General features: G+C 51.0%; 26 protein-coding genes, 1 pseudogene and 1 riboswitch. Of the genes and pseudogenes, 3 read left to right on the top strand and 24 right to left on the bottom strand.

Annotated elements, in window-relative coordinates; all coding sequences use genetic code 11:
- Position 1: 1 nt before the first annotated feature.
- Positions 2 to 862: a molybdate ABC transporter substrate-binding protein gene (modA, locus tag B4V02_RS01660; protein WP_094153541.1), complete on the bottom strand. Its 861-nt coding sequence runs from the start codon at positions 860 to 862 to the stop codon at positions 2 to 4.
- Positions 863 to 1132: 270 nt separating this feature from the next.
- Between modA and B4V02_RS01655 the strand changes: the two genes are divergently transcribed.
- Positions 1133 to 2095: a substrate-binding domain-containing protein gene (locus B4V02_RS01655; RefSeq protein ID WP_094153540.1), complete on the top strand. Its 963-nt coding sequence runs from the start codon at positions 1133 to 1135 to the stop codon at positions 2093 to 2095.
- A gap of 258 nt (positions 2096 to 2353) precedes the next feature.
- Here the strand turns inward: B4V02_RS01655 and B4V02_RS26065 are convergent, their stop codons facing one another.
- Together B4V02_RS26065 and B4V02_RS01650 are read right to left on the bottom strand one after the other, a co-directional pair.
- Positions 2354 to 2461: a putative metal homeostasis protein gene (locus tag B4V02_RS26065; RefSeq protein ID WP_167383739.1), complete on the bottom strand. Its 108-nt coding sequence runs from the start codon at positions 2459 to 2461 to the stop codon at positions 2354 to 2356.
- A 242-nt stretch (positions 2462 to 2703) separates the two neighbouring features.
- Positions 2704 to 3062: pseudogene (locus B4V02_RS01650) on the bottom strand (hypothetical protein).
- Positions 3063 to 3247: 185 nt separating this feature from the next.
- Here B4V02_RS01650 and B4V02_RS01645 point away from each other — a divergent pair.
- On the top strand, positions 3248 to 3517 hold the full coding sequence (locus tag B4V02_RS01645; RefSeq protein WP_094153539.1) for a helix-turn-helix domain-containing protein: 270 nt from the start codon (positions 3248 to 3250) through the stop codon (positions 3515 to 3517).
- 156 nt (positions 3518 to 3673) lie between these two features.
- Here the strand turns inward: B4V02_RS01645 and B4V02_RS01640 are convergent, their stop codons facing one another.
- The 9 genes from B4V02_RS01640 to B4V02_RS01600 all read right to left on the bottom strand — a co-directional run bounded on the left by B4V02_RS01640 (position 3674) and on the right by B4V02_RS01600 (position 12010).
- Positions 3674 to 4549 (bottom strand): cysteine ABC transporter substrate-binding protein, encoded by an 876-nt coding sequence (locus B4V02_RS01640; protein WP_094153538.1) that lies wholly within the window; start codon positions 4547 to 4549, stop codon positions 3674 to 3676.
- A 58-nt stretch (positions 4550 to 4607) separates the two neighbouring features.
- Complete coding sequence (locus B4V02_RS01635) at positions 4608 to 5363, bottom strand: amino acid ABC transporter ATP-binding protein (RefSeq protein WP_094153537.1); 756 nt, start codon at positions 5361 to 5363, stop codon at positions 4608 to 4610.
- Between the two features lie 18 nt (positions 5364 to 5381).
- Complete coding sequence (locus tag B4V02_RS01630) at positions 5382 to 6059, bottom strand: amino acid ABC transporter permease (protein ID WP_094153536.1); 678 nt, start codon at positions 6057 to 6059, stop codon at positions 5382 to 5384.
- Positions 6040 to 6705, bottom strand: coding sequence for an amino acid ABC transporter permease (locus B4V02_RS01625; RefSeq protein ID WP_094153535.1), 666 nt, complete (start codon positions 6703 to 6705; stop codon positions 6040 to 6042). The genes B4V02_RS01630 and B4V02_RS01625 overlap by 20 nt, the downstream gene beginning before the upstream one ends.
- A 219-nt stretch (positions 6706 to 6924) precedes the next feature.
- Entirely contained in the window at positions 6925 to 8373 is a 1449-nt protein-coding gene (locus tag B4V02_RS01620) for a SulP family inorganic anion transporter (protein ID WP_094153534.1), read from the bottom strand.
- A gap of 269 nt (positions 8374 to 8642) precedes the next feature.
- A complete protein-coding gene (locus B4V02_RS01615) occupies positions 8643 to 9215 on the bottom strand; it encodes a hypothetical protein (RefSeq protein WP_094153533.1) in 573 nt (190 codons plus the stop codon).
- Between the two features lie 23 nt (positions 9216 to 9238).
- A complete protein-coding gene (locus tag B4V02_RS01610; RefSeq protein WP_094153532.1) occupies positions 9239 to 10909 on the bottom strand; it encodes an ABC1 kinase family protein in 1671 nt (556 codons plus the stop codon).
- Positions 10910 to 11269: a phasin family protein gene (locus B4V02_RS01605; protein WP_007432830.1), complete on the bottom strand. Its 360-nt coding sequence runs from the start codon at positions 11267 to 11269 to the stop codon at positions 10910 to 10912.
- Positions 11270 to 11371: 102 nt separating this feature from the next.
- Positions 11372 to 12010, bottom strand: a complete 639-nt coding sequence (locus tag B4V02_RS01600) for a ThuA domain-containing protein (protein ID WP_007432831.1) — start codon at positions 12008 to 12010, stop codon at positions 11372 to 11374.
- A 419-nt stretch (positions 12011 to 12429) separates the two neighbouring features.
- Here B4V02_RS01600 and B4V02_RS01595 point away from each other — a divergent pair, with 419 nt between their 5' ends.
- On the top strand, positions 12430 to 12879 hold the full coding sequence (locus B4V02_RS01595; protein ID WP_094153531.1) for an AbrB/MazE/SpoVT family DNA-binding domain-containing protein: 450 nt from the start codon (positions 12430 to 12432) through the stop codon (positions 12877 to 12879).
- Between the two features lie 135 nt (positions 12880 to 13014).
- Here B4V02_RS01595 and B4V02_RS01590 read toward each other — a convergent pair whose 3' ends face one another.
- The 12 genes from B4V02_RS01590 to B4V02_RS01530 all read right to left on the bottom strand — a co-directional run bounded on the left by B4V02_RS01590 (position 13015) and on the right by B4V02_RS01530 (position 26299).
- Positions 13015 to 14472: a cobyrinic acid a,c-diamide synthase CobB gene (locus B4V02_RS01590; protein WP_094153530.1), complete on the bottom strand. Its 1458-nt coding sequence runs from the start codon at positions 14470 to 14472 to the stop codon at positions 13015 to 13017.
- Positions 14465 to 15553 carry a cobalt-precorrin 5A hydrolase gene (locus B4V02_RS01585; protein ID WP_094153529.1) on the bottom strand — a complete coding sequence of 363 codons (1089 nt, stop codon included), beginning with the start codon at positions 15551 to 15553 and terminating at the stop codon, positions 14465 to 14467. Before B4V02_RS01585 ends, B4V02_RS01590 begins: the two co-directional genes overlap by 8 nt.
- Positions 15546 to 16340: a precorrin-4 C(11)-methyltransferase gene (gene cobM, locus B4V02_RS01580; protein ID WP_007432838.1), complete on the bottom strand. Its 795-nt coding sequence runs from the start codon at positions 16338 to 16340 to the stop codon at positions 15546 to 15548. Before cobM ends, B4V02_RS01585 begins: the two co-directional genes overlap by 8 nt.
- Positions 16337 to 17053, bottom strand: a complete 717-nt coding sequence (cobI, locus tag B4V02_RS01575; protein ID WP_094153528.1) for a precorrin-2 C(20)-methyltransferase — start codon at positions 17051 to 17053, stop codon at positions 16337 to 16339. The genes cobM and cobI overlap by 4 nt, the downstream gene beginning before the upstream one ends.
- A 32-nt stretch (positions 17054 to 17085) precedes the next feature.
- Positions 17086 to 18342, bottom strand: coding sequence for a precorrin-6y C5,15-methyltransferase (decarboxylating) subunit CbiE (cbiE, locus tag B4V02_RS01570; protein ID WP_094153527.1), 1257 nt, complete (start codon positions 18340 to 18342; stop codon positions 17086 to 17088).
- Positions 18335 to 19480, bottom strand: coding sequence for a cobalt-precorrin-5B (C(1))-methyltransferase (locus B4V02_RS01565; protein ID WP_094153526.1), 1146 nt, complete (start codon positions 19478 to 19480; stop codon positions 18335 to 18337). The genes cbiE and B4V02_RS01565 overlap by 8 nt, the downstream gene beginning before the upstream one ends.
- Positions 19481 to 19560: 80 nt before the next feature.
- Complete coding sequence (locus B4V02_RS01560) at positions 19561 to 20205, bottom strand: precorrin-8X methylmutase (RefSeq protein ID WP_094153525.1); 645 nt, start codon at positions 20203 to 20205, stop codon at positions 19561 to 19563.
- 222 nt (positions 20206 to 20427) lie between these two features.
- Positions 20428 to 21192, bottom strand: coding sequence for a precorrin-6A reductase (gene cobK / locus B4V02_RS01555; protein ID WP_094153524.1), 765 nt, complete (start codon positions 21190 to 21192; stop codon positions 20428 to 20430).
- Positions 21189 to 22334: a sirohydrochlorin chelatase gene (locus B4V02_RS01550; protein WP_094153523.1), complete on the bottom strand. Its 1146-nt coding sequence runs from the start codon at positions 22332 to 22334 to the stop codon at positions 21189 to 21191. Before B4V02_RS01550 ends, cobK begins: the two co-directional genes overlap by 4 nt.
- 91 nt (positions 22335 to 22425) lie before the next feature.
- A complete protein-coding gene (gene cobJ, locus B4V02_RS01545; RefSeq protein ID WP_094153522.1) occupies positions 22426 to 24237 on the bottom strand; it encodes a precorrin-3B C(17)-methyltransferase in 1812 nt (603 codons plus the stop codon).
- A gap of 255 nt (positions 24238 to 24492) precedes the next feature.
- A riboswitch (cobalamin riboswitch) is annotated at positions 24493 to 24678 on the bottom strand.
- 57 nt (positions 24679 to 24735) lie between these two features.
- Complete coding sequence (locus B4V02_RS01535; protein WP_094153520.1) at positions 24736 to 25290, bottom strand: LOG family protein; 555 nt, start codon at positions 25288 to 25290, stop codon at positions 24736 to 24738.
- 157 nt (positions 25291 to 25447) lie between these two features.
- Positions 25448 to 26299: a uroporphyrinogen-III synthase gene (locus B4V02_RS01530; RefSeq protein WP_094153519.1), complete on the bottom strand. Its 852-nt coding sequence runs from the start codon at positions 26297 to 26299 to the stop codon at positions 25448 to 25450.
- Between the last annotated feature and the right edge of the window lie 76 nt (positions 26300 to 26375).

Raw genomic sequence — 26375 nt, 5'->3', positions numbered from 1 at the left:
ACTATTCCGCCTTACGGAAACCGTACTTTTCCATCACCTGGAGCGCAGGCTCGGTTTGCAAATAATCGTAGAATTGACGTGCATCCTCCTGATGACTGGTGGCAGCTACCAGTCCGAGAGGATAGGTAATCGGAGAATGAAGCTTGGAGTCCACTGTTAACGCAATGCTTGTATCCTTCGTGGAGAGTGCATCCGTCTTATATACGAAGCCTGCATCCGCATTACCTGTTGCTACGTACTGCAGCACCTGTCGCACATCCTTGGCTTGTACCAGCTTGGGCTCCAATTCACCCCACAGCTTTTGATTCGTTAACGCTTCCTGTGCATATTTCCCTGCAGGCACACTGTCCGGAATGCCAATCGCGACGGTCTTGATGTCTTTTCCCTTCAGGTCATCCAGTTTCTTGATCGCCACACCATCCTTAGCAGGAACGACTAATACCAGATCATTCGCGAGCAACGTGCTGCTCTTCTTGACAAGGGCTTTCTCCTCAAGCGCCTTCATGCTGGAGGTAGATGCAGAGATAAAGACGTCTGCGGGGGCTCCTTGCTCAATCTGACGCTGAAGTGCACCGGAGGCGCCGAAGTTAAAGTTCAGCTTCACATTTGGGTGCTCCTGCTCATATCCGGTCTTGATCTCATTCAGGGCGTCTGTCAGGCTTGCCGCTGCAGAGATCGTCAACTCCACCTGCTGCTGGTCCGGTGCCTTCGTGCCTGCTGTATTCTCCGTTGTTGCTTGTGCTACTGGTGCCGCCTCCTTTACAGGAGCTGCGGGCGCAGCACTCTGGGAACCGCAAGCAACTAACACCACTAGTGCCCATATAGCTACTAGACTTCCAATCGTAGACTTGATTCTTCTCAAATTCCATCCCCCGTTCAATCATATTTAGTTATAATTAGATATAACTTATATAAATTCATATCTCATTATAGCTATGAAGGTAATCCTTGTAAACCACCAAAGAGCCGTTGGCAAGTATCACTTATGCCTGTTTAGAAGCTTGATGTTCCTGACTTTTTCGCCAGCCTCTGTTATGCCGGATGATTTGGTGTACAATAGATGAGACACTGTGCATAATACATCACAGAAATTGTCACATTCCAATCATACTGTTATTAATGGAGGTCTATTATGAATTCTCCTGTATCCTATACGACTGAGGAAATAGCCAAGCTACTGAAGATATCCAAGCTGACCGTCTATGATCTGATCAAAAAAGGAGAGATCCCCTCGTACCGGGTAGGTAAGCAAATGCGGGTGGATGCCAGTGATCTCGAAGCTTACAAGCAGCGCTCCAAAAGTCAACTGCTGAAGCACGATCCATCACCCACGCCCATATCCGTGACGATCCCGCCACATTCGCTATCAGGCGGTTCGACGCAGAATTCCAGTACAGCAGTCATTACTGGCCAGGACATCAGCCTCGACATTCTCGTCAAGCATCTGGAAAGCCAACAGATGTCCATTCGCCCGCTCCGCTCATATGTGGGTAGTCTGGACAGCCTCATCTCTATGTACCAGGGCAAAGCAGACATCGTCAGTACGCATCTGTGGGACGGCGACAGCGGTGAGTATAATTTGCCTTATATTCGCAAAATCCTGAGCGGCTTCTCGTACCTCGTCATCCGTCTGTTATCCCGGCAAGCAGGGCTGTATGTTCAGACAGGGAATCCTCATGGCTTGCAGGACTGGAAGGACTTGGCGCTTCCGGGGCTGCGTTTGGCCAATCGCGAGAAAGGCTCCGGCGCACGCATCCTGCTCGACGAGCAGCTCCGTCTTCATCACATAGACCGCACTGCCTTGCTCGGATATGAAGACGAATCGACGCATCATATGGCTGTGGCAGGCAAGGTCGCCTCCGGCGAAGCCGATGTTGGTATCGGAATCGAGAAGGCCGCCAGTATTGTGGGGTCCGTGCAGTTTATTCCACTCATTCAGGAGCAATACGATATCGTCATGCTGCGCACATCAGAGCGACAGGAATTGATTGATCATATATTACAGATTCTTCATTCGGACAGCTTCCGGCGGGAACTGGGAGCCATTCAGGGATATGACCTTTCTGAGACAGGAAAGATCTTGCTAGAGACATAGTCCGAAGTACAAAACAACGCTCAGGAACAATCTTCCTGAGCGTTGGAGTCTATTATGGAATTAAATGTCGCTGTTAATGCTCAACGACTAAAACTAAAGCACCAGATTGGTTCAAAACCCGTCTGGCGCTTTTTTATAGCATCCAAAAAAAAGGCACCTGCCTTCCTGTGTTCACCATCAGGAGAGCAAGTGCAAAATTAAAACGAGGAGACTAAAAATTTGACACTGGTATTGCCATTTGCAGTTAACTTGGAAGCTCTAACTCGCGCGCTTCGTAGCTTTGATTGTTCTCAAAGCTCGTCTACGCATGACTTTGTTGGGACTGCTGAGTTGTCTTCGGACAGCTGCCACATCTGCTTTCGCCATGTGTACATACTCGCCCTATTCACTTAGGCTCATATTGGGAGTCTGTGCCTAAAGACTTAAATGATTATGATTCTCATTATCATTTAAGATTATATAATTAAATCTACTAGGATGCAAGAGTTTTTGGGGAAATATATGCCTTTATTACGGCGGTGTTCATTTCACCCTTTTACGCTTCTGTGTTACATTATATAAGTAAGACGAGAACATAAATTCGAAACAGAATTTACGTTCGCTATTTTTCATAGTCCTTTATTCCGAACTAAATCAAAGTCTATATCTTCCCGACATGTGTTCCATAACAATTCATCTGTAAGAAAACTTAATGCATCCATGTTGCGCAATCGTTCGACCAACTCGGTAATCACATCTATGTCCTCACGTTGTACATGTCTGGCAAGAGTGATGCCGCCTGTATCGCCGTCAACATATAGATGCGAATGATGTCTTTCCTTTTTTACATGTCGAAGAGTAAGCACGCTATTGTCGATCACATGACGTAACGGTCCTTGATCAGATAGCCTTCAAAAAGCTCATACATATGCGGAAGATCACAGGGACCAAGAATAAGGCTGACTTTTTCAAAATTACTTCTGTTCATTAGAATTTAGCTCCCTCTTATGATTTTAATTATTCACAGCAAAAAACTAACAGCTATTCACTTAAAAACTCGGGAATTTAAACCACGAGTATTACTCGTGTAGTTTTATTTTATTGCTACTGGAGTAAAACTTTGATAGATTTTATGATTTTCTTGCACTATGAAACAAAAGGAGAATCTAAATTATGGAGATTCAAAATAGATATCATTTTAAACTTGGTGATATTTTAGAAGAACTTGATATTTCCCGCAATAAACTGGCCGTAGAAGCAAAAATACGTCCGGCTACTGTAATAGATATGGTAAATGGCAAAACCAAAAGACTTGAACTGGAAACACTAGTCCATATACTTGATGCTTTGAATAGATTTGCCCGCCAGCGTAGATTTACTAGGACTATTACTCTTGCTGATATTGTAGAATATATACCTGAAGATGAGGCCCATGAATATTAATTCTGCATAGAGAGTAGCGTTATTTTCAATCAGCCTATACAAAGCAAAAAGACCCAACTGTTTGGCAGTCTGGGTCTTTTTGCTTTAAAGGAATCCATTATGCAAATATATAGATTTACAGCACTTAGAACTTAATTGCACTTTAAAATGACGTAATTAATTCACTTTGCCGCCCTCTACGACTAATTGATCCGTAAAGCCTTCTCCGTAAACGGAGGTCAGTGTGTCCTTATAGGCTTGATGCACGAAGTTTTCCTTGCCCAGTGTAGCCAGCTCATTGTTGATCCAGTCCAACAGCTCCTTATTTCCCTTCGCTACTGCGGGTGCAATCGTATCTTGACCACCAAAGGAAGGGATGGTTACCGTGAAGCCGGGGTTGGCCTTTGCCCAAGCGATCAGCTCTGTATTATCGTTGGCAATGGCGACGCCGCGTTTGTCCTTGAGGGCTGAGAAGATTTCTGTGTATTGATCGAATTTGAGCAGCTTGATGTCGGGATAATTTTTCGTAAAATAGGTTTCAGCCGTCGTTCCCTTGGCAACAATCAGCTTTTGATCCGAATTCCGCAATTGGTCTATCGTGGTGATTGGAGCGCTGTCGGGTGATACAATGCCAAAGGATAATTTCATATACGGGTTGGTAAAATCGACTTTTTCTTTACGCTCATCCGTTACAGTAAAATTAGCCATGATGATATCTACCTTGTTGGATTCCAAATAGGCGACCCGGCTGGCGGCATCCACCAGTACAAATTCCACCTTGGACTCGTCGCCCAAGAGATCTTTGGCAAACCGCTTCGCAATGTAGACGTCAAAGCCTTGATTCTTCCCTTCCGAATCCACGTAGCCAAAAGGCGGCTTATCCGCGAATACACCGATTCGAATCTTGCCATTCTTTTTAATGTCCTCAATCGAAGCAAATTTAGCCGAGCCTGAACTACCGTTGGTATCGCCGCCTCCTGCACATCCCGTCAAACCGACGAGCAGCAAGCTCAAAGCCAGTAATAACGTCGTGAACTTCATTCCTTTTCTCATCTGTATTCATCCCCCTGTTTTATTGGCATTTTGCATAATCCATCATCCGATTCCTCGTTCATGTGGTTTCGTACTGAAATATATCCAGAAAGTGCTGAGCACGCTCTGTTTGCGGTTGGGTAAAAAATTGCTGCGGGGTAGTCATTTCACATATCTGCCCTTGATCCATAAAAACGATACGATCTCCTACCGACTTGGCAAAGCCCATTTCATGCGTCACGATAATCATAGTCATGCCCTGTTGGGCCAGCTCTCGCATGACATCCAGCACCTCTCTGACCATTTCCGGGTCCAAGGATGCGGTGACCTCGTCAAAGAGCATAATTTCGGGGTTCATACACAGGGCGCGCACAATCGCAATCCGCTGCTTTTGCCCGCCTGATAATTGCCTTGGATACGCATCTTTGCGATCCAGCAGACCTACTCGCTCCAATAGCTGCTCCGCTTGCTCAAGTGCCTCCTGCTTGTTTCTTCGCTGAACTTTAAGCGGGCCAAGCAATATATTTTCCAAGACCGTCATATGCGGAAATAGCTCGTAGTTCTGGAACACCATGCCGATATGCTGCCGCACCTCACGCCAATTCACTTTTTTATCCGTCAGGTCCTGTCCTCTATAACGGATATCCCCACCCTGGACTGGCTCCAGACCATTGAGACATCGGAGAAGCGTGCTTTTTCCACATCCCGAAGGACCTAGAATAACCACGACTTCCCCTTGCGTTACGTCCAGATTAATCTGTTGCAGCACTTTTCGATCCCCGAAGCTTTTGTGCAGCCCTCGAATTTCCAGTAAAACCTCCACAGCCTCTCCCATGACACCCACCCCATCCTGCTAATTTTGCCATCTGCGTTCAAATCTTTTGGAAAGTCTGGATAACGGATAGCATACGAGAAAATACAATATGAAAATAAAGCCGTACACCCAAAAGGATGCCGAAGGCGCTTTGATTACACCAAGCTCAATAATCTGCTGCCCGACCTTGACCACTTCCACTACACCGATCAGCACTACTAATGACGTTGTTTTGATCATCCGTGTCGCCAGATTAATAGAACCCGGAAGCATTCGGCGCACCGCCTGGGGAATGAGCACATGACGGTATAATTGCCCATAGGTCAGCCCCAATGCCTGCCCGGATTCCACCTGATGCTTGGGCAGTGATTCCAGCGCACCACGAACGATGTCGCCAATCTCCGCCGCTCCCCACAGGCTGAATACGATAATGGCCGTTAATTCCCCGCTGATATTCACATTCAGCAAAGGAGTAAATCCAAAATACACGACATATAACCACACCAAAATCGGAATAATGCGAAATGTCTCCAAATAGAATCTCAGCACAAACCGAATCGGCCTTGATTTTAAGGTGCGCAGCAGCCCCATCAGGATGCCTAATAGAGTACCGATCATAATTGAAATAAACGCAATCTCCAGCGTAACGAGCAATCCCCCTAATAGACGCTCCAAATTGGAACCTTCAAAAAGCACATTAATCCCCGAACTCAGCATATCGCACCTTCCTTTCCACCCACGTCAGCAGCATCGACAAAGGTAAAAGCAGAACGAGATATGCCAGTACCAGCAGAATCAGCGATTCTGCCGTTTTGTAGTACATGCCGATCAGGTCTTTTGCCACATTCATCAGATCTAATAACGCAATGGCGCCAACAATGGATGTCTCCTTAAGCAGAAAAATCGCATTCGCTCCCAAGGACGGAATACTGATGGCAAAAGCCTGTGGCAAAATAACATATCTCGCCAGTTGTATCTTGGACAGTCCGAGACTCAGCCCGGATTCCGTCTGATTTTTGCTCACCGCTTCAATTCCACCACGGAACGCCTCGGCCATATAACCCCCACCCAAAAAGGTCATGCCCACAATGGCACACGTCATTTCGCTCATATGCAGACCTATTTTCGTAAACCCGTAATACAGAAAATACAACTGTACAAGCAGCGGTGTATTTCGGGAAAGCTCAATATAAGCTGCGATGATGCCGCTGATTCCCCTCACCTTGTAATACAGTACGATGCTGCACAGCAAACCGACGACGAGTGAAAACAGAATGGCAAAAAAGGCGATCTTCAACGTCAGCCACATGGCTTCTCCATATAACGGCAGGCTCTCTACAATAAACTCCCAGTCTAAGTTCATATGTGTATACCTTTCAATTTTCAATTATTCCTATGTATTTGCTATGCTTAACAACAATGATTGTATTCCTGCCCAATTATTACGTCAATACTCCGACGAAAATTTGTCATATTTATCTATGATTTAGGAATAAAATTATTGTTTTCTTTCAGAAATAAATAAAAAAAGCCCAAAATGGATAAATTCCAATTCAGGCTTTGATTTATGCTATACGATTCATCACACAAGCGGCTCTGTAACCAAGGGACCGCCGAGCTTCTCTACAATCAAACGGCTCTCCTCATTCAGCCCCCGCAGGGTGATGGATTTGCCGGATTTCGTGTATTTTTGCAACACCTTGCCAATGGCAGTAACCGCCGAGTGATCCCAAATATGCGAATGGCTAAAGTCCACCACAACATGCTTTGGATCATCTGCAGGTTCAAAATGATCGACAAAATGAGTGGTTGAAGCGAAAAACATCGGACCCGCAACATGGTACACCTTTTCATCGCTATCCTCTGTCACACTGATGCGGATTTTAGCCATTTTCCAGCCAAAATGCAATGCACTTAGCAGTACGCCTGCGATCACGCCCTTGGACAAATCATGCGTAGCCACCACGATGATCACCGTCATAACCATAATAAACGTGTCTGCCTTGGGTACCTTGGCAATATTTCGGAGTGCATTCCAGTCCACAGTCCCGATACATACCATGAACATGACGCCCACCAATGCGCCCATTGGCACTTCTTTTACAACCCCACCAAGCACTAACAGCAAAAAGGCCAAAAACACCCCAGCCGTGAAAGTGGACAAACGTCCTCTGCCGCCCGAGCTAACATTAATGACCGATTGCCCGATCATCGCACAACCGCCCATACCGCCAAAAAAGCCATTTATAAAGTTGGCAATCCCTTGCCCGCGAGCTTCCTGGTTTTTATCGCTTTTCGTCTCGGTCATTTCATCCAGAATACTGGCTGTCAGCAGAGACTCCAGCAATCCGACCAATGCCATCGTAAAGGAATACGGCAGTAAAATCCATAAAGTATGCCACGACCACTCAATTTGAGGCAAATGGAATGAAGGCAAGGAGCTGGTTAGCGTACCGATATCTCCTACGGTTTTCACATTCAATCCAAATACATACGTAATGATCGTCATAATGATAATGGCCGTCAATGGAGCAGGAATGCTTTTTGTGAATTTTGGTAAAATATACACAATGAGCAGCGTACCCGCTACCATCACATACATGATCCAGTTCGCTCCATGAAAATGGGTAAGCTGGGCCATAAAGACGAGGATCGCCAGTGCATTCACAAACCCGGTCATGACCGGCTGCGAAATAAAGCTGATAAAACGGCCTATTTTCAAAACACCCAGCAGCACCTGAATAATCCCTGCCAAAATGGTAGCTGCAAACAAATACTCCACGCCATGATCCTTCACCAAGCCGACCACCAGTACTGCTACCGCCCCGGTTGCTGCCGAGATCATCGCCGGGCGGCCGCCTGCAAAGGAAATGACAATGGCCATGGAGATGGAGGCGTACAGTCCGACCATGGGATTGACACCCGCTATGATCGAGAAGGCAATGGCCTCTGGAATCAGCGCCAGCGCCACGGTCATGCCCGCAAGTATATCGGCCCGGATATTACCGAACCATTGTTGTCTAAGATTCATACCGTCTCGTTCCAGCCTCCTATATTCACGGAGAGCAGCATATTTACCCGCAACCCGATGTCATTCGGGCATCCGTCCAGCGACCAATCGCAAAGACTCTCCTTCATTCAGCTCGTCTCTCTCAAACGAACCCGTCCGTTATATTCAGTCCATCATTATAACGTAAGGGATTCACGGAAACGAATTGGGTAAAAGGCTGTCTACGCAAAGAAACCACTTATTTTCTTGAAATATCACCTGTTTTCTTCATATATTTCGTTTTCTTATATTTAAAATTTTCGCAATTCCTGCACCAGCTCAGATAAGGCTTCATTTATATCAGGTTCGGAATTGTGCCGGAGCATATTTTCAAAGTCAGGGAGAGCCCGCTTTAACAGCTGATAGCTATAATCATAGTAGCTCCAAAATGCCATAGGATCATAGCCCCGTGCTTCCTCCTCTTCCCACTCCAGTTCATCTTCTTCGGGATCGCTGTTTTCAGGCCATAGATATTTTTCGTCCAATAGCATGGTCAGGGCTTCTACAGACTGCTGTGAATCGGCTTGTTCCTGTACCATCTCCAGCGCTCCGACGACCACATGATACAATTCCAGTTCACTCAGCGTAATACGTTCCGGCCCTCTCGTCTGTATATTGCGCAATAAGAAAAGCAACACCCACGGCGTAACTTGCCATAATGTACCTTGATGCTCAATCAGATTAGCGATTGCTGCATACTCCCCACCGGATATCAATTGCGGCAACTCCGTGCCCCTACCATAAGGAGTAGTCAGGCGGTGCCACGGCACATCTGTTATTTGGAGATGATGGATTGAAGTGGTATTGATCTTATAGGTATCCATGGCTCATCCTTTCCGGCAAGTATCTAAAATCTCCCTGATTTAAAGATAGAATACAATAAAAAGGCAACCATCAAGAGCGCCACGACAAAACCAATTTCAATAGCAGGCACATTCCACAGCACCGTCGCCTGGTGGTTCAACGATGAACCAATAATCAGGCCAACCATAATAATGCTGAACGCTAACAGTACAATGCTGAATGACAGGCGATTGCTGATCTGATCCAGCCTGCGCAGGAGCATTTCCAGCTCTGGTACGGTGACCTCCAGCTTGAGCTTGCCTTTGCTGATAATGGAGGCCAAATGCCGCGCCTGTCCAGGCAGCTCCATGAGCGTCTCCACCAGTTCGGTCGCACCGCCCAGCAGCTTGCCCCGAATGCGGCGACCACTGAAACGTTCCTTCAGCAGCTTGTTGCCGAAAGGCTCCGCCAATGCGATGATGCTGAGATCGGAGTCAAGCAATTCAACGACTCCCTCCAATGTCAGCAACGCCTTGCCCAGCAGCAGAACATCTGACGGCAGACCGATTCGATGGCGCTGTGCTGCACCAAACAGGTCGTTCAGAGCATCGCCAATGCTGACCTGTGAGAAAGGAACATCCGCGTAATCTTCGCGCATCTTGTCCAGATCGGCACGCAGCGCATTCAAATCGGTGGCCGGTTCGACCAGGCCCAGCCGTTCGATGGCCCGCACCATGGCATCGGTGTTTTTGCGCATCAATGCAATAATGAGGGAGGCCAGATGATTCCTCATCTCTTCACTTAGTCGCCCGGTCATGCCAAAGTCGAGGTAAGCGAGACGGCCATTTTTCAGGACAAGCAAATTCCCGGGATGAGGATCGGCATGAAAAAAGCCCTCTATAAAAATCTGATGCAGCATGCTGTTCACCAACTGCTGCGCCAGTTCTTTCAAGTTATATCCACGGCGTAACAACTCTTCGCGACTACCCAAATGGGTTCCTTCCAGAAACTCCATGGTCAGTATGCGGGAAGAGGTATGATCCCAATATATTTTCGGAATATAGATATGTGGGTCCTGCTCAAATTGGAGCGCGATCTTCTCTGTATTACGGGCCTCATGGTTGTAGTCCAGCTCCTGAATGAGCGATTTCCCCAGTTCCTCTACCATTTGGCGAAGCTGGTAACGCTCCACCCATTCCCAACGCTTGGCTGCCATTGCGGTCAATTCCCGCAAAATGTCCAAATCTCGTCGGATGATGCGGTTAACGCCTGGACGCTGGATTTTAATGGCGACCATCTCACCGCTGTGCAGCTTGCCCAGATGCACCTGTCCAATCGAAGCAGCAGCCAGCGGAACATCGTCAAAACGAGCCAGTATGCCCTCCAATGACGTGCCCAGCTCCTGCTCCAAAATGCCTCGCGCCATTTCAGGCGAAAAAGGCGGCACCTGATCCTGAAGCTTGACCAGCTCACGGATAATCGTCTCCGGCAGCAGGTCGGCACGCGTGCTTGCCAACTGCCCAAGCTTGATGAATGCAGGCCCCAGGTCCTCCAGCACCAGTCGTATCCGTTCACCCAGCGTTTTGGACTCGGGAGCTTCTCTCGTCAGCCATTTGCGTGGCAGTGACAGCAGCTGGAACAGGCCCATTTCTTCCACCATATAGCCAAAGCCATGACGCGCCAGCGCCATGGCAATTTCCCGGTAACGACCGGCATGCTTCATACGAACTGCCATTTAATCCAGCCGATTCGCTTCTTCGGCATCGCTCGAACCCGTAAGCGCAGCCTTTTCTTTTTCCAATTCTGCTACCTGTTTTTCCAATAATGCCACACGTTGCTCCAAACTTGCGACATCATTTTGGGTAGGTACTTCCAGCTCCTGCAAAATGCGGCTAATCTGCTCGCGGATCAGCGTTTTGAATTGGCTCTGTTCCTCTGCACCCCGTTCGATCAGACGATCGATCAGAGCTTTCGATTCTGAGGGCGCAAGTTCTCCCCGGCTTACAAGATCCTCGACGGCTTTTTCCACCTTTTCTTTGCTGACAATAGTGAGGCCCCATCCCAATGAGATGGCTTTTTTGAACAAATCGCTCATGATATATCCTCCCCTACCTGTGATTACCTATAGTATAACCTGAAAAGGGGAGCCGCATAAAGTTTGCAGCTCCCCTTCTCCTAAGAACGGTATTCGTTATATTTAACCCGGAAAACGTCCGGCCCACTTGGCAGCCTGAAGCAGCAGCTTGCGGTATCCCTCGTGCTGGAAGCTTGGCTGATTATGTCCAGGCATCAAGTAGACGACCCGACCCAAACCATAGGACAATGACCATGCTGCTGGCCACCACTGGCCCTCATACTCGTATTCCATCAACAGTGTTTTTTCTGTGAATGGGTCAAAATCAAAACGATACGGCTCCTCCTGGATCTCGAACGGTTCAATTCCTTCCATGATCGGGTGATCCGGCTCGGTTACCTTGAAGGAAAGCGGCCCCGCAGCCGGATGCCGCTGAAAACGTGCTCCCATCAGCTGTGCAATTTCATACCGTCCTTGCAGCGTAATTCCATTATGCAGCACAAGCAATCCGCCTCCGCCGCTGACGTAGGACAGCAGTCCTGCCGTTTGTTGAGGCGACAAAACCTCTTTGCGACTATCGCAGTACGAAATACATAGATCGAATGAGGCCAAATTTTCCTTGAGCAGCATCTTACGATTTTCGCTGCATTGTACCGTCATCCAATCTTGTAAAATATGGCTAATCTCTTCGTCCACCCCTTGCAGCGGGTGAAACTCCGGGTACGAATAATCTCCTAATAGCAATGCTTTTCTTCTGTCCATACTAATCCTCCTTGCCGGGCTTGTATATAAGGACTCTAAAGGCGTGCCCTGTGTCATTTATTTTGTTTGTGTGGTCAAATCGCGCTACAAATTTCGTTTGGCCCTCATCCATTTCACATAACAACGCCATCATTGTCCGAAGCTACAGCATATATAAATAATTCTACAGACCGCCTATGAAATCCTTTAGCAGAGGATTATAACATATACGTTCACTCGGAATAAACTTATTTTAAATTTATAAATATGAACGATGGCGATTCGGCCCGTTTATGGTATACTCGTAAGAAAAAAAGTGCTGTATTCTTTTCAAAAATGAAGCACTTTTTGTAAAATGTATGCTTGCGGTTGTAGAATTAATAAGCTTTGCTTCAAACTTATACGTTCTATAAATTTTAAAAACCGGGGAGGTTGCATGAATGAAAAGGACTGGAATGACCCGGCCCTTGGACAGCTTGGGACGAATTGTGCTTCCGAAAGAGTTGCGCATGACGATGGAGATTGACATCGGCGATCCATTAGAGTTTTTTATTGAAGACCAGACACTCATGCTCCGTAAGTACAAATCAACCAATTGCGTTTTTTGCGGTGCGGTTGATACCAACACCTATTTTAAAGATCAGTTTATTTGCGATGAATGTGCAGCCTCAATGAAAACGGAAGATTTGATTCCAGTCACGACGGCTGAAACCAATTCGCCTCCACTAAAGCAAAATATGCATATCAAAAAAATTTATCAGCGCACAGACGTTATTTTGGAGAAAATGAGAGAACTGATGGAGGAGCATCCCGCATCTTCACAAAAACAACTCGCCTCCATGCTTGGCGTGAGCCAGGGAAGAATTTCCCAACTGAAAAAGCTCATGTAGACAAGTCGTCAAAAAAGTAATGAATGCGCTTCCGTTACATGTAAGGTATATCCTGTCCACGTTTAAAAAAGCCGGGTCCTCAAAGGGACTCGGCTTTTGTTTGCGTTACGGCTGCAGTGAAGGGTTGGTTGCAAATCACTGACCATAAGCCCTGCATTTCTCCACCCAGCGTGCTGCCGCTTTAGGAAGAGAGGCCAGATGTATATGGGTGTAGGCTGCCAAAAGGTTCCCTTGCGCGTAGCCCTCGCTCTGGAGTCCACGCATCCCCTTGGTCTGATAGGCATAGGGGTAGGGAGTGGACGATTCATCGTAGGCCATCACCGAATAATGAAATTCATGGCCCCGAATTGTCTCTCCAGCCTCCAGCAACAGGCAATCCTGCAATGCGGTCGCTTCCCGATATCCCAATGCGGCCCGCTTCTCCTGCATTCGGACATCGGACGGAATGACTCCAGCCATGCGATGAACGCTGCCAGCACGATCCGTAAGTGTCCGCGCCAGCACCATGTAACCGCCACATTCAGCAAATATGGGCATATCCTGGCGTACTGCGCTGCGGATATCCTCCAAAAAGCCTGTATTGGCAGCGATAGCTGCGGCAAACTCCTCAGGAAAGCCGCCTCCCAGATATAGGCCACTGGCGTGCTGAGGAACGCGCTCTCCCGCCAGTGGACTAAAATAGGCAATTTCTGCTCCCGACTGACGCAGCAAGTCCAGATTCTCCGGGTAGTAGAAATTGAACGCCGCATCTTTGGCGACGGCAATGACGGGGCGCTCCCCGGTCGCGACCTGCGAGCCTTCCGCTGGAAGCCGATCCGGGGCAAATAATGGCTGCGCGGGCAGAGACAACGGCGGAGCCGAATCCGCCAATGCCCGCAGCGCCTCCAGATCGGTGCCCGCGCGGATCAACTCTGCCGCACGCTGGAAAAGCGGCTCCAGCTCGCCGCGTTCCACAGCAGGCACCAGACCCAGATGACGCTCGGGTATGTCCAGCCCGTCATCGCGCTTTAGCCAGCCGAGCACGGGGATACCGCACTCCTGCTCAATCGCCTTCCTGACGATGCTGTAATGCCCCTGGCTTCCGCAGCGATTTACGATCACGCCCGCAATGCGCAGCTTGGGCTCCAGGCGCTGAAAGCCGAGCACAATAGCGGCCGCGCTGCGTGCCATGCTGCGCACGTCGACAACCAGCAATACAGGGCTGTCAGTCAGCATGGCGATTTCGGCGGTCGACCCGGTATTGCTGAGCGGGTCCTTGCCGTCATACAAGCCCATGACGCCTTCAATCACGGAAATATCCGCCCCTTCGGAAGCACGGATAAAGGTTTCACGTACCGTATCCGCTGAGGTCATCCAGGAATCGAGATTACGGGAAGGCGTTCCGGTCGCGGCCGTATGATAGGTCGGATCAATATAATCCGGCCCGCACTTAAAACCCTGCACGCGCAGGCCGCTGTCGGCGAATGCCTTCATTAGCCCGAGGGTGACGGTCGTTTTGCCCGCACCGCTGCCCGTGCCGGCAACAACAATACGACTTCTGAGCGCTGTGGCAGACGGATCAGGCTGTACGGCCTGCTTCATGACGTCAGTCATAGGCAACCCGGGCTACGGACAGCGTCATATTGCCGCTTTTTTTCTTCTCCAGCAGCCAATGGTCTGCACCGGAAGACAACAGGGCTGAAGGCTCGCTAACTCCATATGCGCCGGTGTATTTGAAGACCGTTTCCGATGGATTGGGAAGCTGCACCGTGTTCAGCTCTGACGGGGTGTACGTCACCAGTTCCCAGCCGTATTTGGCGCAGAGGGCGAGCAGGCCCTCTTCATCCTTTTTCAAATCGATGGTGGCAATATTCCGCACGCTTTTTACAGACAAACGCAGCTCTTGCAAGGTGCCGAGTACGCCAGCCTCCAGTTCCTCCACATCCGTACCCCGATTACAGCCTATGCCAAGCACCAGGCTTTTGGGACGGTACAACACGCCGTTCGAAAGGAAACGCTCCTCTTCTTCCGGCTCCAGCAAACGGTCGCTAACGACCAACGCGGCGTTAAAGGGCTCTCGTGCTGCTTCTGCCATCGAAGAATATACCTTGATATGTGCAGGTACAGGCTTGTCGTAACGCCACCAGTTTCGTTCACCCGTCTCTTGTATGAGCGCGACAGGCTCCTCGTTCACCACAGCCGCACTTACTGGAGTGGCCTTGTCGAAGCTGTCGACCACCCAGCCCAATTCCCGACCCAACATGTCCACCGGAATCGTGCCCTGTACGTCCGATGCGGTTGTAATCACTGCACGTGCGCCCAGCACAGCAGCCACATGGCGGGTCAATTCATTGGCGCCGCCCAAATGGCCGGACAGTACGCTAATGACATGCTCTCCGCGATCATCAATGACGACTACAGCCGGGTCTACCTTTTTATCCACCAAAATCGGCGCAATCATGCGAACCACCGCACCGAGGGAAATAATTAAAATAATACCGTTATATTGTTTAAATAAATCCGGCAAAATCAGCTTGACCGAGCCTTCGAACAGTTGAATGCCGCGCTCCTGCTCGTCCCCTCGCTCAAACTTGGACATGTAATACACATCGGTGCCGGGAAAGCTGGCTCCCAAATGACGTGCCATTTCCACTCCATGCTTCGTGATCGCCACAGCGGCAAATGGATTACCCACCCGGCTTCACTCCCTTTCGGTAGCCATGGGTGAACGACTTGTCATACAGCTTGGAACGATGCGCATCCTTGTCCACCAGGCCCGGGTCGAGTGCCCAACCTGCCAAAATCATGGCATGCATCGTGATGCCCGCTGCACGCAGATCGGCTGGCAATTGGGCAAGCGTCGTGCGTACAATTTTCTGGTCCGGCCAGGTAGCGCGCTGCACAACCGCTACAGGAGTATCCTCGCTCCAGCCTGCCGCCAGAAACTCGGCAACCACCTTCTTCGCCAGCGTTGCGCTGAGAAATAGGGCCACTGTACAGTGATGGGATGCCAGGTCACGCAGCTTTTCCCGGTCCGGTACAGGTGTACGGCCTTCGGCTCGCGTCAGAATAACCGTCTGCGTCAGGTCAGGCACGGTCAGCTCTGCGCCCAGCACGGCCGCAGAAGCAAAGACCGAGCTGACACCCGGTATGATTTCGTAGGCGACTCCGCGCTGCTTCAGCAGCACCATTTGCTCCAGAATCGCACCGTACACTGCCGGATCACCTGTATGTACGCGGGCTACACTCCGTCCAGCCTGCACGGCCTCGCTCATAATCTCGACCTGCCGCTCCAGATCCATGCCCGAGCTTTGCAGTACCTGCGCCTCCGGCTTGGCTGTCGCAATCAACTCGTCGTTCACGAGTGAATCCGTGTACAATACAACATCGGCTGTGCGCAGAATTCGGGAGCCCTTTACCGTAATCAGCTCCGGATCGCCTGGCCCCGCTCCTACGATATATACTTTTGGCTCCAACGTCATTTGCTCACCACCATCAAACTCAAATATTCAAGCTCCTGTCCGCGCAGCTCTTGTGCATTACGCCACACCATTTCGTATGGAGACGTGACCTTGGTGATCACAGATGCACGATCCCCAAGATTGAGCTCATCCAGCACATCCAGAATCAAATCCAAGACCTTGGCAACCTTGATAAACACGACCGTATCGTGATTTTCAATCGCCCGTTTCATCGCTTCCCTGTCCTCCGTAGCCGGTATAATACCGACCTGCTGATCTCCGTCCGCCAAAGGCAATTCCAACGCTGCTGCCGCTCCCAACACGGATGAAATCCCTGGAATAGATACAATCGGCACCTCGGGATGGAGATCCTTCATAAGCCGCGCCAAGTGAATAAAGGTACTGTACAGATTGGGGTCTCCCTCTGTGACAAAGGCTACATCCTTGCCTTCACGCAGCGCTTCCCAGCAGGCAACCACTGTTTTGTTCCACTCCCGCTCCAGTACAACCGGGTCCTTGGTCATTGGGAAAATCAGCCCCAGCATCTCTTTCTCTTCCGGGTTTACGTACAATTCCACGATCTCATGGGCGTATGACTTGCCTCCCCGGCGCTTCTTCGGATAAGCCACAACTGCACATTCCTGAATCATGCGGTACGCCTTGACTGTAATCAGCTCGGGATCACCCGGCCCCACGCCTACGCCGTAAAGTGTTCCTGTTGCCGCCGTATTCATGCTGTCTCTCTCCCCCTCTTGATTTACCAGCTTTAACCCTCTGCTATTTCGTCAGTTACGTCCGCCGAAGGCTGTCCGGTAATGACGTATATCGGATTCAGTCCGTCAAAACGCGTCATATTTAAAATGGGCTTGCTGCGTGCCGTCTGCAGCAGTGTTACCGAAGTCTCCAGCCCTGCTGCCTGCATCGCCTTCATGCCATCATGCAATGTCTCAACGGTGGCGGCATTGACCACGATTCTTCCATCCGTGCGCAGACGGGAAGCGCACAGCCGAATCAGCTCTGCCAGTTCTCCCCCACTCCCGCCGATAAACACCGCATCCGGGTCCGGCAGTTCGTCCAGTCCGGCAGGCGCTTTGGCATGAATAACCAGAAAATCGGTGCGGAATTTGATTTTGTTTGCTTCCACATTCGCCAAATCGCCTTCATTTTTCTCAATGGCAAATACTTGCCCGTACTTGGCCAGCCGTGCACACTCCACAGCCACAGAGCCGGAGCCTGCCCCAATGTCCCATACGATGCTTCGCTCGGTCAGACGCAGCTCGGACAAGCTGAATACGCGTACTTCGCGTTTTGTGATCAGCCCTTTTTCCGGCTTGCGTTGATGAAATTCGGCATCCTCGAAGCCGAAGCCCCGACGAGGTGCTGGTACATCCGCGTCCTTGCGACGGCGCAAAATGACCACATTTAACGGTTGGAACACGCCCTGCGCCATTTCCTCCAGCGTATAATGCCGATACGTCTCGTCCGGTCCGCCCAAATGCTCGCCGACAAAGGCATCATATTCTGTCATGCCAAAATGCAACAGATAAGCGGCAACTGCGGCGGGATGATTGCGGTCATCTGTCAATAAAGCGACCTTATTCTGTCCGTCGATCCGCTGCGCCAGTCCGGTCATCGGACGACCGTGTACGCTTTCCAGCACTGCATCCTGCCAGCTTTCTCCCAGACGGGCAAACGCAAGCTGAACCGAGCTAAGATGCGGCATAATGTCCAGATGCTCGGCCCCCAGCTTGGTAGATAAATACCCTGCGATGCCAAAAAAAAGCGGATCGCCTGACGCGAGCACGACAATATCCTTGTCCTCACGCAAGCGTCCCAGTTCTTCCACTACGGCGGAAAAGCCGCTCTTTAAAGTTCGTTTTTCCCCTGTGGCTGCCTTGAAAAAGGCTAGCTGGCGCTCTCCACCAACCAGCAGGTCCGCACGCTCGATTCGCTCCAGCGTCTCCTGCGACAAACCTGCCGCTCCATTTTCACCGATGCCAATGACACGGATCACTCTACTCACCGACTCTCGCCCTCCCCAGTACGTTTCCTTTCAGCGTTACCAGTACCATTTCTACGACAATTCCACCGCCTGCATGCTCCAGACAATGCTGACATCCATAGATGCACAGCTTTTCAAAAAAGCTCAGCGCATTAGCCTCGGTCATCATATCAGCCACCTGCGTCGCGGTATTGGCTTCTGCCACTGCCGCTGCAAGCGACTCGTCCACACCTGCTTCGCGAGCGACCTTAGCTAGAAAGCCAAAGTCCACCGGGGCACTCTTGGAGTGAACCATCATGACGCCTTGAGCGACCTTGGACAGCTTGCCGGGCATGCCGACGAGAATAATCTTCTTCATTCCCAGTCGTTTGCCATGCTTGACTGCAAAGCCGACAAAGTCGCCCATCTGAATAAAGGCTTCTTCCGTCAGCTGATCGTACATTTGCATGGCATATTTTTCACTGCTGCCGCCTGTGGTCAGGACAATTTCCTGGCAGTTCATCGCTTGCGCAACCGATATGGCCTGCACGACACTGGCTTTATAAGCCGATGTGGAAAACGGAACCACCACACCGCGTGTACCCAATATGGAAATACCACCCAGAATGCCAAGCCGCCCGTTCAGCGTTTTCTTGGCGATTTCTTCGCCGTCCGGTACGCTGATGACGACACGGACGCCTTTGGCCGATCCGTGCTCCTCCAACACGCCTGTGACGGCCTCTGCAATCATCCGGCGCGGCACGGGATTGATTGCTGCTTCCCCGACGGGTACAGGCAGACCGGGCTTCGTTACCCGCCCCACGCCGATGCCGCCGTCCAGCTCAACGCCCGGCTCCTCGCGCCAGCTAACGGACGCGGTAATTCGCGCCTGATGCGTGGCATCCGGGTCATCGCCACCGTCCTTGATCGTCGTACAGGAAGCTTCGTCCGCGTTCAGCACAGGCTCGATCAGCTCAAACGCATGATCGAAGCCCGCTGGCAGCGATATCACCGCTTCCTTCGACGGAATGCCCGTGATGAGCATTTGCACCGCTCCTTTGGCTACTGCAGCTGCACAGGCTCCAGTCGTAAAGCCTGACCGCATCGGCTTGTCCGGCGCGGGAGCTTCACCGCTTTTCATCCGTTTGGGTCTGTCGGCGGACGCCGCTTCCTTTTCCATACCTATTCCTCCTTAACCTCTTCTACTGATCATGATCATGTTCCAATTCATTTCATGATACAGCAAACGGACAACCGCAGCTAGCGGACAGCCATTAAGGAGATCGCATTCAGTGCCGCTACAACAATCGTACTGCCGCCCTTGCGCCCAATATTCGTAATGAACGGAATATCGAGCTTGCGCAGCTCATCCTTCGACTCTGCTGCAGACACGAAGCCAACGGGCATCCCGATCACCAGTCCAGGCTTGGCCGCTCCTTCCTTGACCAAACGAATCAGCTCCAGCAGCGCAGTCGGCGCATTACCAATCGCATAGATGCCGCCTTCGCTAGCCTGAATCGCTTTGCGCATCGAAATAATGGCACGTGTCGTATTCAGCCTTTTCGCTTCTTCGATCACATCGGGGTCGGAAATATACACATGCACGTCCCCACCGAACTGACGGATACGATCCTTGCTGACCCCCGCTTGAATCATTTGCACATCGGCCACGACCTGCTGGCCTGCACGAATCGCTGCAATTCCGGCTTCAATCGCTTTCGGATGAAACACCATGCTACGGCCCAGCTCAAAATCAGCGGATGCGTGAATAACGCGCTGTACGACCGGATATTGCTCGGCTGTAAAAGGATGCTCGCCCAGCTCTTCTGTGATCATCTCGAAGCTTTTGCCCTCAATCTCCTGCGGTTGTACCGTTAACGGTTTAAAATCGGTTTTAAAATCCATCGTCTCTACCGCTCCTTATGAAAGATTAGAAAATTAAATTAGCTTAGAACATGAAAGTTACCTGTTGTTCCACTACGCAGTCGGATGGTGCTGCAAAAAACTGCGTATTTTAAGATAGCTATATTTTAAATACACGCCAGAAATCGCTCTGAATTTATCGGATTGACTAGGATCGACCAGCTCTCCATTGGATCATAGAGTCACGTCTTAGAGTGCAGGTCTCTATTCGGCAGTACGCAGGGCGTCAATCACTCCGTCAAAATAATCAAACACCGTACCAAATTCCACTTCCGGTCTGGAAATCAAAATGACATGAATGCCCAGTTCCAGTGCAGATTGCACCTTTTCATCTACAGCCCCTGTACGGCCACTTTCCTTGGTCACCATCACAGTTGTGCCAAAGTGCTTGTACAAGGCCTCGTTCATCTCGCGGGAGAAAGGTCCCTGAATGGCGATAATATTTTTTTGCTCCAGCCCGAGCTCGCTGCATTTCTCCATATTGTCCAGGCGCGGCAGCATACGTGCAACCAGACGAATATCCGGTTCTCCAAGCAAATGCCTGGTGAATGTACCGAGCGTCTTGCCGCCTGTTGTAAGCATGATGGAGCCTTTGAGCCGCTTCGCCTCCAGTGCAGCTTCCTCATAGGACGGTACAATGTGAAGCAACGGATGATTGTCGTACACCAGCCCCGCCCGCTCGTAGCGAATATAAGGTACTCCAGACTCGCGAGCGGCTGCCATGGCGTTCGCATGTGCTTCTTCTGCAAAAGGATGACTGGCATCCACGATGGCTTGCATGCCCAGTTCTCGAACCACTGCTGCCATTTCATCGGCTGTCATTCGACCTGTACGTACGTCCAGACCCACTTCGGACAAGCTGGCTGCTGCACTTTCCGTTACGACAGAGGTCAGCACCTTGAAGCCGTTAGCACGGATTTGCAGCGCTAATTCCCGCGCATCGCTCGTTCCACAAAGCATGAAAATCATGAGCCCTTCACCTGCCCGCTGCCAGCAATTCCGCTGCTGTCCACCACAGACGGCGTATGTGAATAATCGTGGTGGTGTTCATGATCATGGTCATTATGGCTGTGCGCATGAGCATGATCATGCTCGTGCCCGTGGTCATGTGAGTGTCCCTCATGGTGGTGATCGTGTCCATGGTCATGTCCATGATGATCATGATCGTGGTTATGTCCATGATGATCATGATCGTGGTTATGTCCATGATGATCATGGTGGTGATGGTGATCATGTCCGTGATCATGGTCATGATCGTGATGGTGGTGGTGATGCTCCTGCGCCTCCAAGCGGAACTGGCAGTTGTCGCAATTCGCAGCAACCTTGCCGAACAAGCCTTCATTCGCCCGCTCCAGCACCAGCTCGACCAGTTGCGGATGGAAACCAAAATACCCCCCGATTTCAACCTGCAATTCAGGATGAGCCTCGGCAAATTCCTCGGTCATTTCTCCGATGCGTTTAATCAGCACCCCCGTGAACAGAAAATATGGAAGTACGATAATTTTTTTGGCTCCCAATCGTACACAGCGTTCCAGGCCATCCGGGAAAGAAGGCTGCGTCACACCGATAAAGCAGCTCTCGACCCAGGTATAAGAAAGCTTCTCCCACAGTATGCGGCAGATTTTGAAGAAATCGCTGTTGGCATCGGGATCGCTGCTCCCGCGTCCCAATACGAGCACCGCCGTTTCTTCGTCCGTTGCCTCGCCGGATGCCTCTGCAGCGCTATTCATTCCCGCCGGAACTGCAACCGGACGAGCTTCTTTCAAACGGCTTAGCAGGATGCTAACGATTTTTTCGTGAACGCCAATCGGACGTCCATATACAAATTCCACTTGCGGATATTTCGCTTTCGCTCGGTCAATTGCCATCGGAATATCAATTTTGGCGTGCACTGCTGCGAACAAAATAATCGGCACAAGAACGACACGTGTCGCCCCTTTCTCCACACACGCCTGTACCCCTTCAGCAATACTGGGGCGTGCCAGCTCCAGGAAACAGGTTTCTACACACGTCCCCGGTACGCGAGCTGCTACCGCCTGCGCAAATTCCAACAGCTCCTCGTTCCCCTCCGGGTCCCGGCTTCCATGTCCAACCAACAATATTGCATTCACTGCTGTTTTTTCCTCCTCATGATAGGGATAGCCTGCATGACGCCCTATTTTATATATATGCTTGTGTCCGACTCATTAGGCTTCTGGTCCACTAATCACCACAAACCGCATTCACTTCTACCGTTGCAGGTGCATCTTCATGGTGGAAGCCAGCAACAACACCTACACGTTTGAAAAATTTATGAAAACGCTCGTTCGGATGCCCTTTTTCCTTGTACTCAGCGATGATATTTTCGACGACGTCTGTAATCTGTTCCCCCGGAATCCCTTCCGCTACAGGCTGGGCGGCATGAGCATTGCGGCCGAACTTTTTGCCGCCGAGGAAGAGATCGTATCCGCCCTTGCGGTAGACGATGCCGATATCCTCCAGCACCGCTCCATAGCAAGCCATACCGCAGCCGTTCAAAGCAATGCTGGTTTCTTTGGGTGCCTGCAATCCACCAAGCACAACCTGCAGATGCTCAGCCACAGGCACAGCGTCATCCTTCTCCATGTTGCAGAAGTCGCACGCCTTCACCTTAAATACGTCGCCAATGGGCATGACGATTAATCGCTCATCCCGCAACCGTCCAACCAGTTCCTCAGGATCTGCGCACGGTACGCGCAGCACGATCTGATGATCCGGCGTATACTCCAGCTCGCCATCATCCCCTGCTATCTCCGCGAGCAGGGCCATCTGGCGAGCGGTGAACTTTTTGTTTCCCACGCCAGGGGAAACACCCACCTCGAACAGCGCCGGCTTGCCAAAGCCGCCCGTCGCTGTCCCGGCCGCAGCCCCAGCTCCGGCCATGGCTGTCGCCCCATGGGCGCCCGCGGCGGGCGCTTGCCCGCTCCAGCGCGTGTTGGCTTCGCCCGGCAGCCTGCCGCCCACAGCGAGGCGGCCCAACGCCTCGGCTGCCAGCGATGCCGGGGCCGCCCCGGCTTGCGCCGCAGACGGCGCGGCCTGCACGGCAGCTACCGCTTGCGGGCGGGCCTGCGTGGCAACCGCAGCGGCAGCACCGCTCGCGGAAGGTCCGGGCGCGGCTGGAGCTGCGCCAGCCTGCGGCGCATTCAGCGCGCGATCCTCTTGCGCGCCCAGCGACCACGGCTCCGCTTCCGTGCGGAGCCGCTGATGCGGTTTGAGCGCCTGCTCGCTCGCATCGAGCGTATACTTGCGCTGATATCCACGCGGCGTTACAATCAGGCCGTCATATACCATCGTCGAGGTATTGCCGATGATTACGGTCGTCAGCATCCCGATGTCATGGTTCAGCATATCCTCCAGTGTCGTCACAATCACCTGCTGACGTTCACGGTAAGCACTCTTAACCAGTCCAACCGGAGTCTGCGGATCACGATAGCGCAGCAGAATGGACTGCGTTTCAACAATTTGGCGTGTACGCCGACCACTGCGCGGATTGTATAATGCGATGACAAAATCCGCCGAAGCTGCGGCTTCCACACGCTTCACAATCGTTTCCCACGGGGTCAGATGATCACTCAGGCTGATCGTGCAGGCATCATGCATAACTGGCGCACCCAGCAATGAAGCGCAGGATTGAATGGCCGAGATTCCCGGCACGACTTCTACCTCAACCCCGTCCTCACGGCGCCAGCCCTTTTGCATCAGCACTTCATACACCAGCCCGGCCATACCATACACACCTGCGTCTCCACTGGAAATCACGGCTACCTTTTTGCCCATCTCTGCCTGTCGAACCGCCTCCTGTGCACGGCTCACTTCCTCTGTCATCCCTGTGCGTACAATCTCTTGTCCGTTCAACAACGGACGGATCAGATCCACGTAAGTGTTATAGCCGATAATGACCTCACTCTCGGCCAGCGCATCCAATGCCCGTTTTGTGATATGTTCCATATCTCCCGGTCCAAATCCGATCACCAGCAATTTTCCTAATGGACTCATCGTGTTCCTCCTCCTGTATCTCAAAAAACCCCCATCCTGCCCGGATGGGGTTCCCATGTACGCATCTTCTCACCAGACAAACAGATGCAAGCAGACATTTTTTGTCTCCCTCCATCCTGCTGTTGTTTTCCATCCGTCCGCTTACGCTTCAAACGCTTCTGAACATTCATGTCCACGTAAAGCTGCAACCAACATGGAAAAGCAACCTGTGCCTGGTTCCTGATTTCGTACACCCATCCTCTCCGCGAAGGTTATCGGTGCATACAGATCAAGGTAGGTCTCCTGACTTGGCATCAATAGATCTTTTCGTCTTCCCCGTTTTTCGCGAGTGACAACTTGAAAAAATCCTCTTCCTTACAGTGGCGGGACCGCTCGGGATTTGCACCCGATTCCCTGTTACCCTTTGCTTAGTCGCAAAGGCACCTTGTCTATCCGCTATTTGATTATGGGTCTTATCATAACCTTGCCTCAATCAGTTGTGCAAGCACGAAAAACGCTTTATTTCAAGTTCTCCGCCTTATTTTTTAGCATATGCATCAATTCATCCGGGTCCGCAGAGATGCTCAGCAGTGATGGATGCTCAGCCCCGGTAAAACCCTCCTGCACACTATGACGCACCATTTCCACCAACGGGTCAAAATATCCGCTCACATTCAGCAGACCAATTGGCTTGCGATGAATGCCGATTTGCGCCCAGCACAGCACCTCGAACAGTTCCTCAAAGGTCCCCAGACCGCCCGGAAGGGCAATAAACGCATCGGCCATGTCGCTCATTGCCGCTTTGCGTTCATGCATATTGGCAACCTCTATAAATTCGGTAACCCCTCGATGAATAATTTCCGCATCAAATAACAGAGTTGGCATGATGCCGGTGACCTGGCCACCGCCCGCCAGCATTCCATTTGCCACCTCGCCCATCAGCCCCCTGCTGGAGCCTCCGTAGACCAGGCGGACATGATGTCGGGCCATAGCCTCTCCCAGCTTGCCTGCCGCCTCAAGATATACCGATGAATGTCCAGGCCTGGACCCGGCAAATACACAAATAGAATTCACAAACGCTCAGCTCCTGTCCTAGTAGCATGCATCGAAAACGTATTCATTATATGAGATAAATATTTTCGCTATAACAAAAAATACTGACGCTGCATGTTCAACAAAAAAAGATAAAGGCCTCGTAGACCCTTATCTTTATTTTACGCTTGATCACATATCAGTGACCATTCACAACTTCCAGACCGAAGCCATGCGCCGAAGCGCTATGCTCAAAATATTTCCCCAGCTCGACCATCATCGCGCCCATACGCTCTTCTACCGGAAAGACGATTCGTTCAATTCCTTCCTCCAGCATGGACTGTGCGGTCACTTTGCCTACCGACACGGCAATAACATCCTGGCGGAAAGCCTCCAGCAAATCGTCCATACGGTTCTGTGCTCTGGCATATTGACACAAAAAGCGGATTTGCGGGCCACTGGTAAACGTAACTGCATCAACTTTGCGATTCAAGACATCTGCCAGCAATGCTTGCAAATTCGCTTCCTCGGGTGGAATATGCTTATAAGGAAGCACCTGCCGAGTTACAGCCCCCTGCTCGTCCAGCCATTTCACCAACCGCGGGGCCGGATCACCGTGCAGCTGCAGCAGCACTTCCTTCCCCTTCAGATCATACGGGGCAAAAGCCCGTGTCAACCCGGTCAAGCTTCCATCCTCGTCTCGTACATCCGGCGTGAAGCCCCGCTTTTTGAGTTCATTGACCGTCTTGTAGCCACGCGCCGCAATTTTCGAGGAATGTAGCAGTTCCATAATCTGCTCTGCCACGCCCATATCCTCCGCCATATCAAACAACGCGTCCAGCCCCATACCTGTCGTAAAAATGTTCCAGTCCGGCGGCTGCTTCACCCACGATACCACCGCGTTGCGCAGCTCAATATCATCCAGAAAAACCGTGCCCTGGGCCGGACGCAGCACTGGCTCGCCCCCCATTTTCGCAACCAGCAATGCCATTTCGTCTGCTTTACGGGGACCAGCAAGGGCAACTCTCTTGCCTGCCATGCGTTGTGCCATCCTGTTCCCTCCCTTGTAAAAATCATACTCCTTTCTACCAAGTATACAATTAGAGGGCCGAAAGACAAATAAAAAT

Origin of the sequence: Paenibacillus kribbensis, from assembly GCF_002240415.1 — a bacterium.
Lineage (GTDB): Bacteria > Bacillota > Bacilli > Paenibacillales > Paenibacillaceae > Paenibacillus > Paenibacillus kribbensis.
Note: the sequence above shows the minus strand (reverse complement) of the source record. Positions and strands in the feature narration are given on the sequence as shown.

What these genes read in the sequence shown, in the direction of transcription:
- B4V02_RS01655 (WP_094153540.1), top strand. Translation starts at nt 1,133, where the DNA reads ATGAATTCTCCTGTATCCTATACGACTGAGGAAATAGCCAAGCTACTG.
- B4V02_RS26065 (WP_167383739.1), bottom strand. Translation starts at nt 2,461, where the DNA reads ATGGCGAAAGCAGATGTGGCAGCTGTCCGAAGACAACTCAGCAGTCCC.
- B4V02_RS01645 (WP_094153539.1), top strand. Translation starts at nt 3,248, where the DNA reads ATGGAGATTCAAAATAGATATCATTTTAAACTTGGTGATATTTTAGAA.
- B4V02_RS01640 (WP_094153538.1), bottom strand. Translation starts at nt 4,549, where the DNA reads ATGAGAAAAGGAATGAAGTTCACGACGTTATTACTGGCTTTGAGCTTG.
- B4V02_RS01635 (WP_094153537.1), bottom strand. Translation starts at nt 5,363, where the DNA reads ATGGGAGAGGCTGTGGAGGTTTTACTGGAAATTCGAGGGCTGCACAAA.
- B4V02_RS01630 (WP_094153536.1), bottom strand. Translation starts at nt 6,059, where the DNA reads ATGCTGAGTTCGGGGATTAATGTGCTTTTTGAAGGTTCCAATTTGGAG.
- B4V02_RS01625 (WP_094153535.1), bottom strand. Translation starts at nt 6,705, where the DNA reads ATGAACTTAGACTGGGAGTTTATTGTAGAGAGCCTGCCGTTATATGGA.
- B4V02_RS01620 (WP_094153534.1), bottom strand. Translation starts at nt 8,373, where the DNA reads ATGAATCTTAGACAACAATGGTTCGGTAATATCCGGGCCGATATACTT.
- B4V02_RS01615 (WP_094153533.1), bottom strand. Translation starts at nt 9,215, where the DNA reads ATGGATACCTATAAGATCAATACCACTTCAATCCATCATCTCCAAATA.
- B4V02_RS01610 (WP_094153532.1), bottom strand. Translation starts at nt 10,909, where the DNA reads ATGGCAGTTCGTATGAAGCATGCCGGTCGTTACCGGGAAATTGCCATG.
- B4V02_RS01605 (WP_007432830.1), bottom strand. Translation starts at nt 11,269, where the DNA reads ATGAGCGATTTGTTCAAAAAAGCCATCTCATTGGGATGGGGCCTCACT.
- B4V02_RS01600 (WP_007432831.1), bottom strand. Translation starts at nt 12,010, where the DNA reads ATGGACAGAAGAAAAGCATTGCTATTAGGAGATTATTCGTACCCGGAG.
- B4V02_RS01595 (WP_094153531.1), top strand. Translation starts at nt 12,430, where the DNA reads ATGAAAAGGACTGGAATGACCCGGCCCTTGGACAGCTTGGGACGAATT.
- B4V02_RS01590 (WP_094153530.1), bottom strand. Translation starts at nt 14,472, where the DNA reads ATGACTGACGTCATGAAGCAGGCCGTACAGCCTGATCCGTCTGCCACA.
- cobM (WP_007432838.1), bottom strand. Translation starts at nt 16,340, where the DNA reads ATGACGTTGGAGCCAAAAGTATATATCGTAGGAGCGGGGCCAGGCGAT.
- cobI (WP_094153528.1), bottom strand. Translation starts at nt 17,053, where the DNA reads ATGAATACGGCGGCAACAGGAACACTTTACGGCGTAGGCGTGGGGCCG.
- B4V02_RS01565 (WP_094153526.1), bottom strand. Translation starts at nt 19,480, where the DNA reads ATGGAAAAGGAAGCGGCGTCCGCCGACAGACCCAAACGGATGAAAAGC.
- B4V02_RS01560 (WP_094153525.1), bottom strand. Translation starts at nt 20,205, where the DNA reads ATGGATTTTAAAACCGATTTTAAACCGTTAACGGTACAACCGCAGGAG.
- cobK (WP_094153524.1), bottom strand. Translation starts at nt 21,192, where the DNA reads ATGATTTTCATGCTTTGTGGAACGAGCGATGCGCGGGAATTAGCGCTG.
- cobJ (WP_094153522.1), bottom strand. Translation starts at nt 24,237, where the DNA reads ATGAGTCCATTAGGAAAATTGCTGGTGATCGGATTTGGACCGGGAGAT.
- B4V02_RS01530 (WP_094153519.1), bottom strand. Translation starts at nt 26,299, where the DNA reads ATGGCACAACGCATGGCAGGCAAGAGAGTTGCCCTTGCTGGTCCCCGT.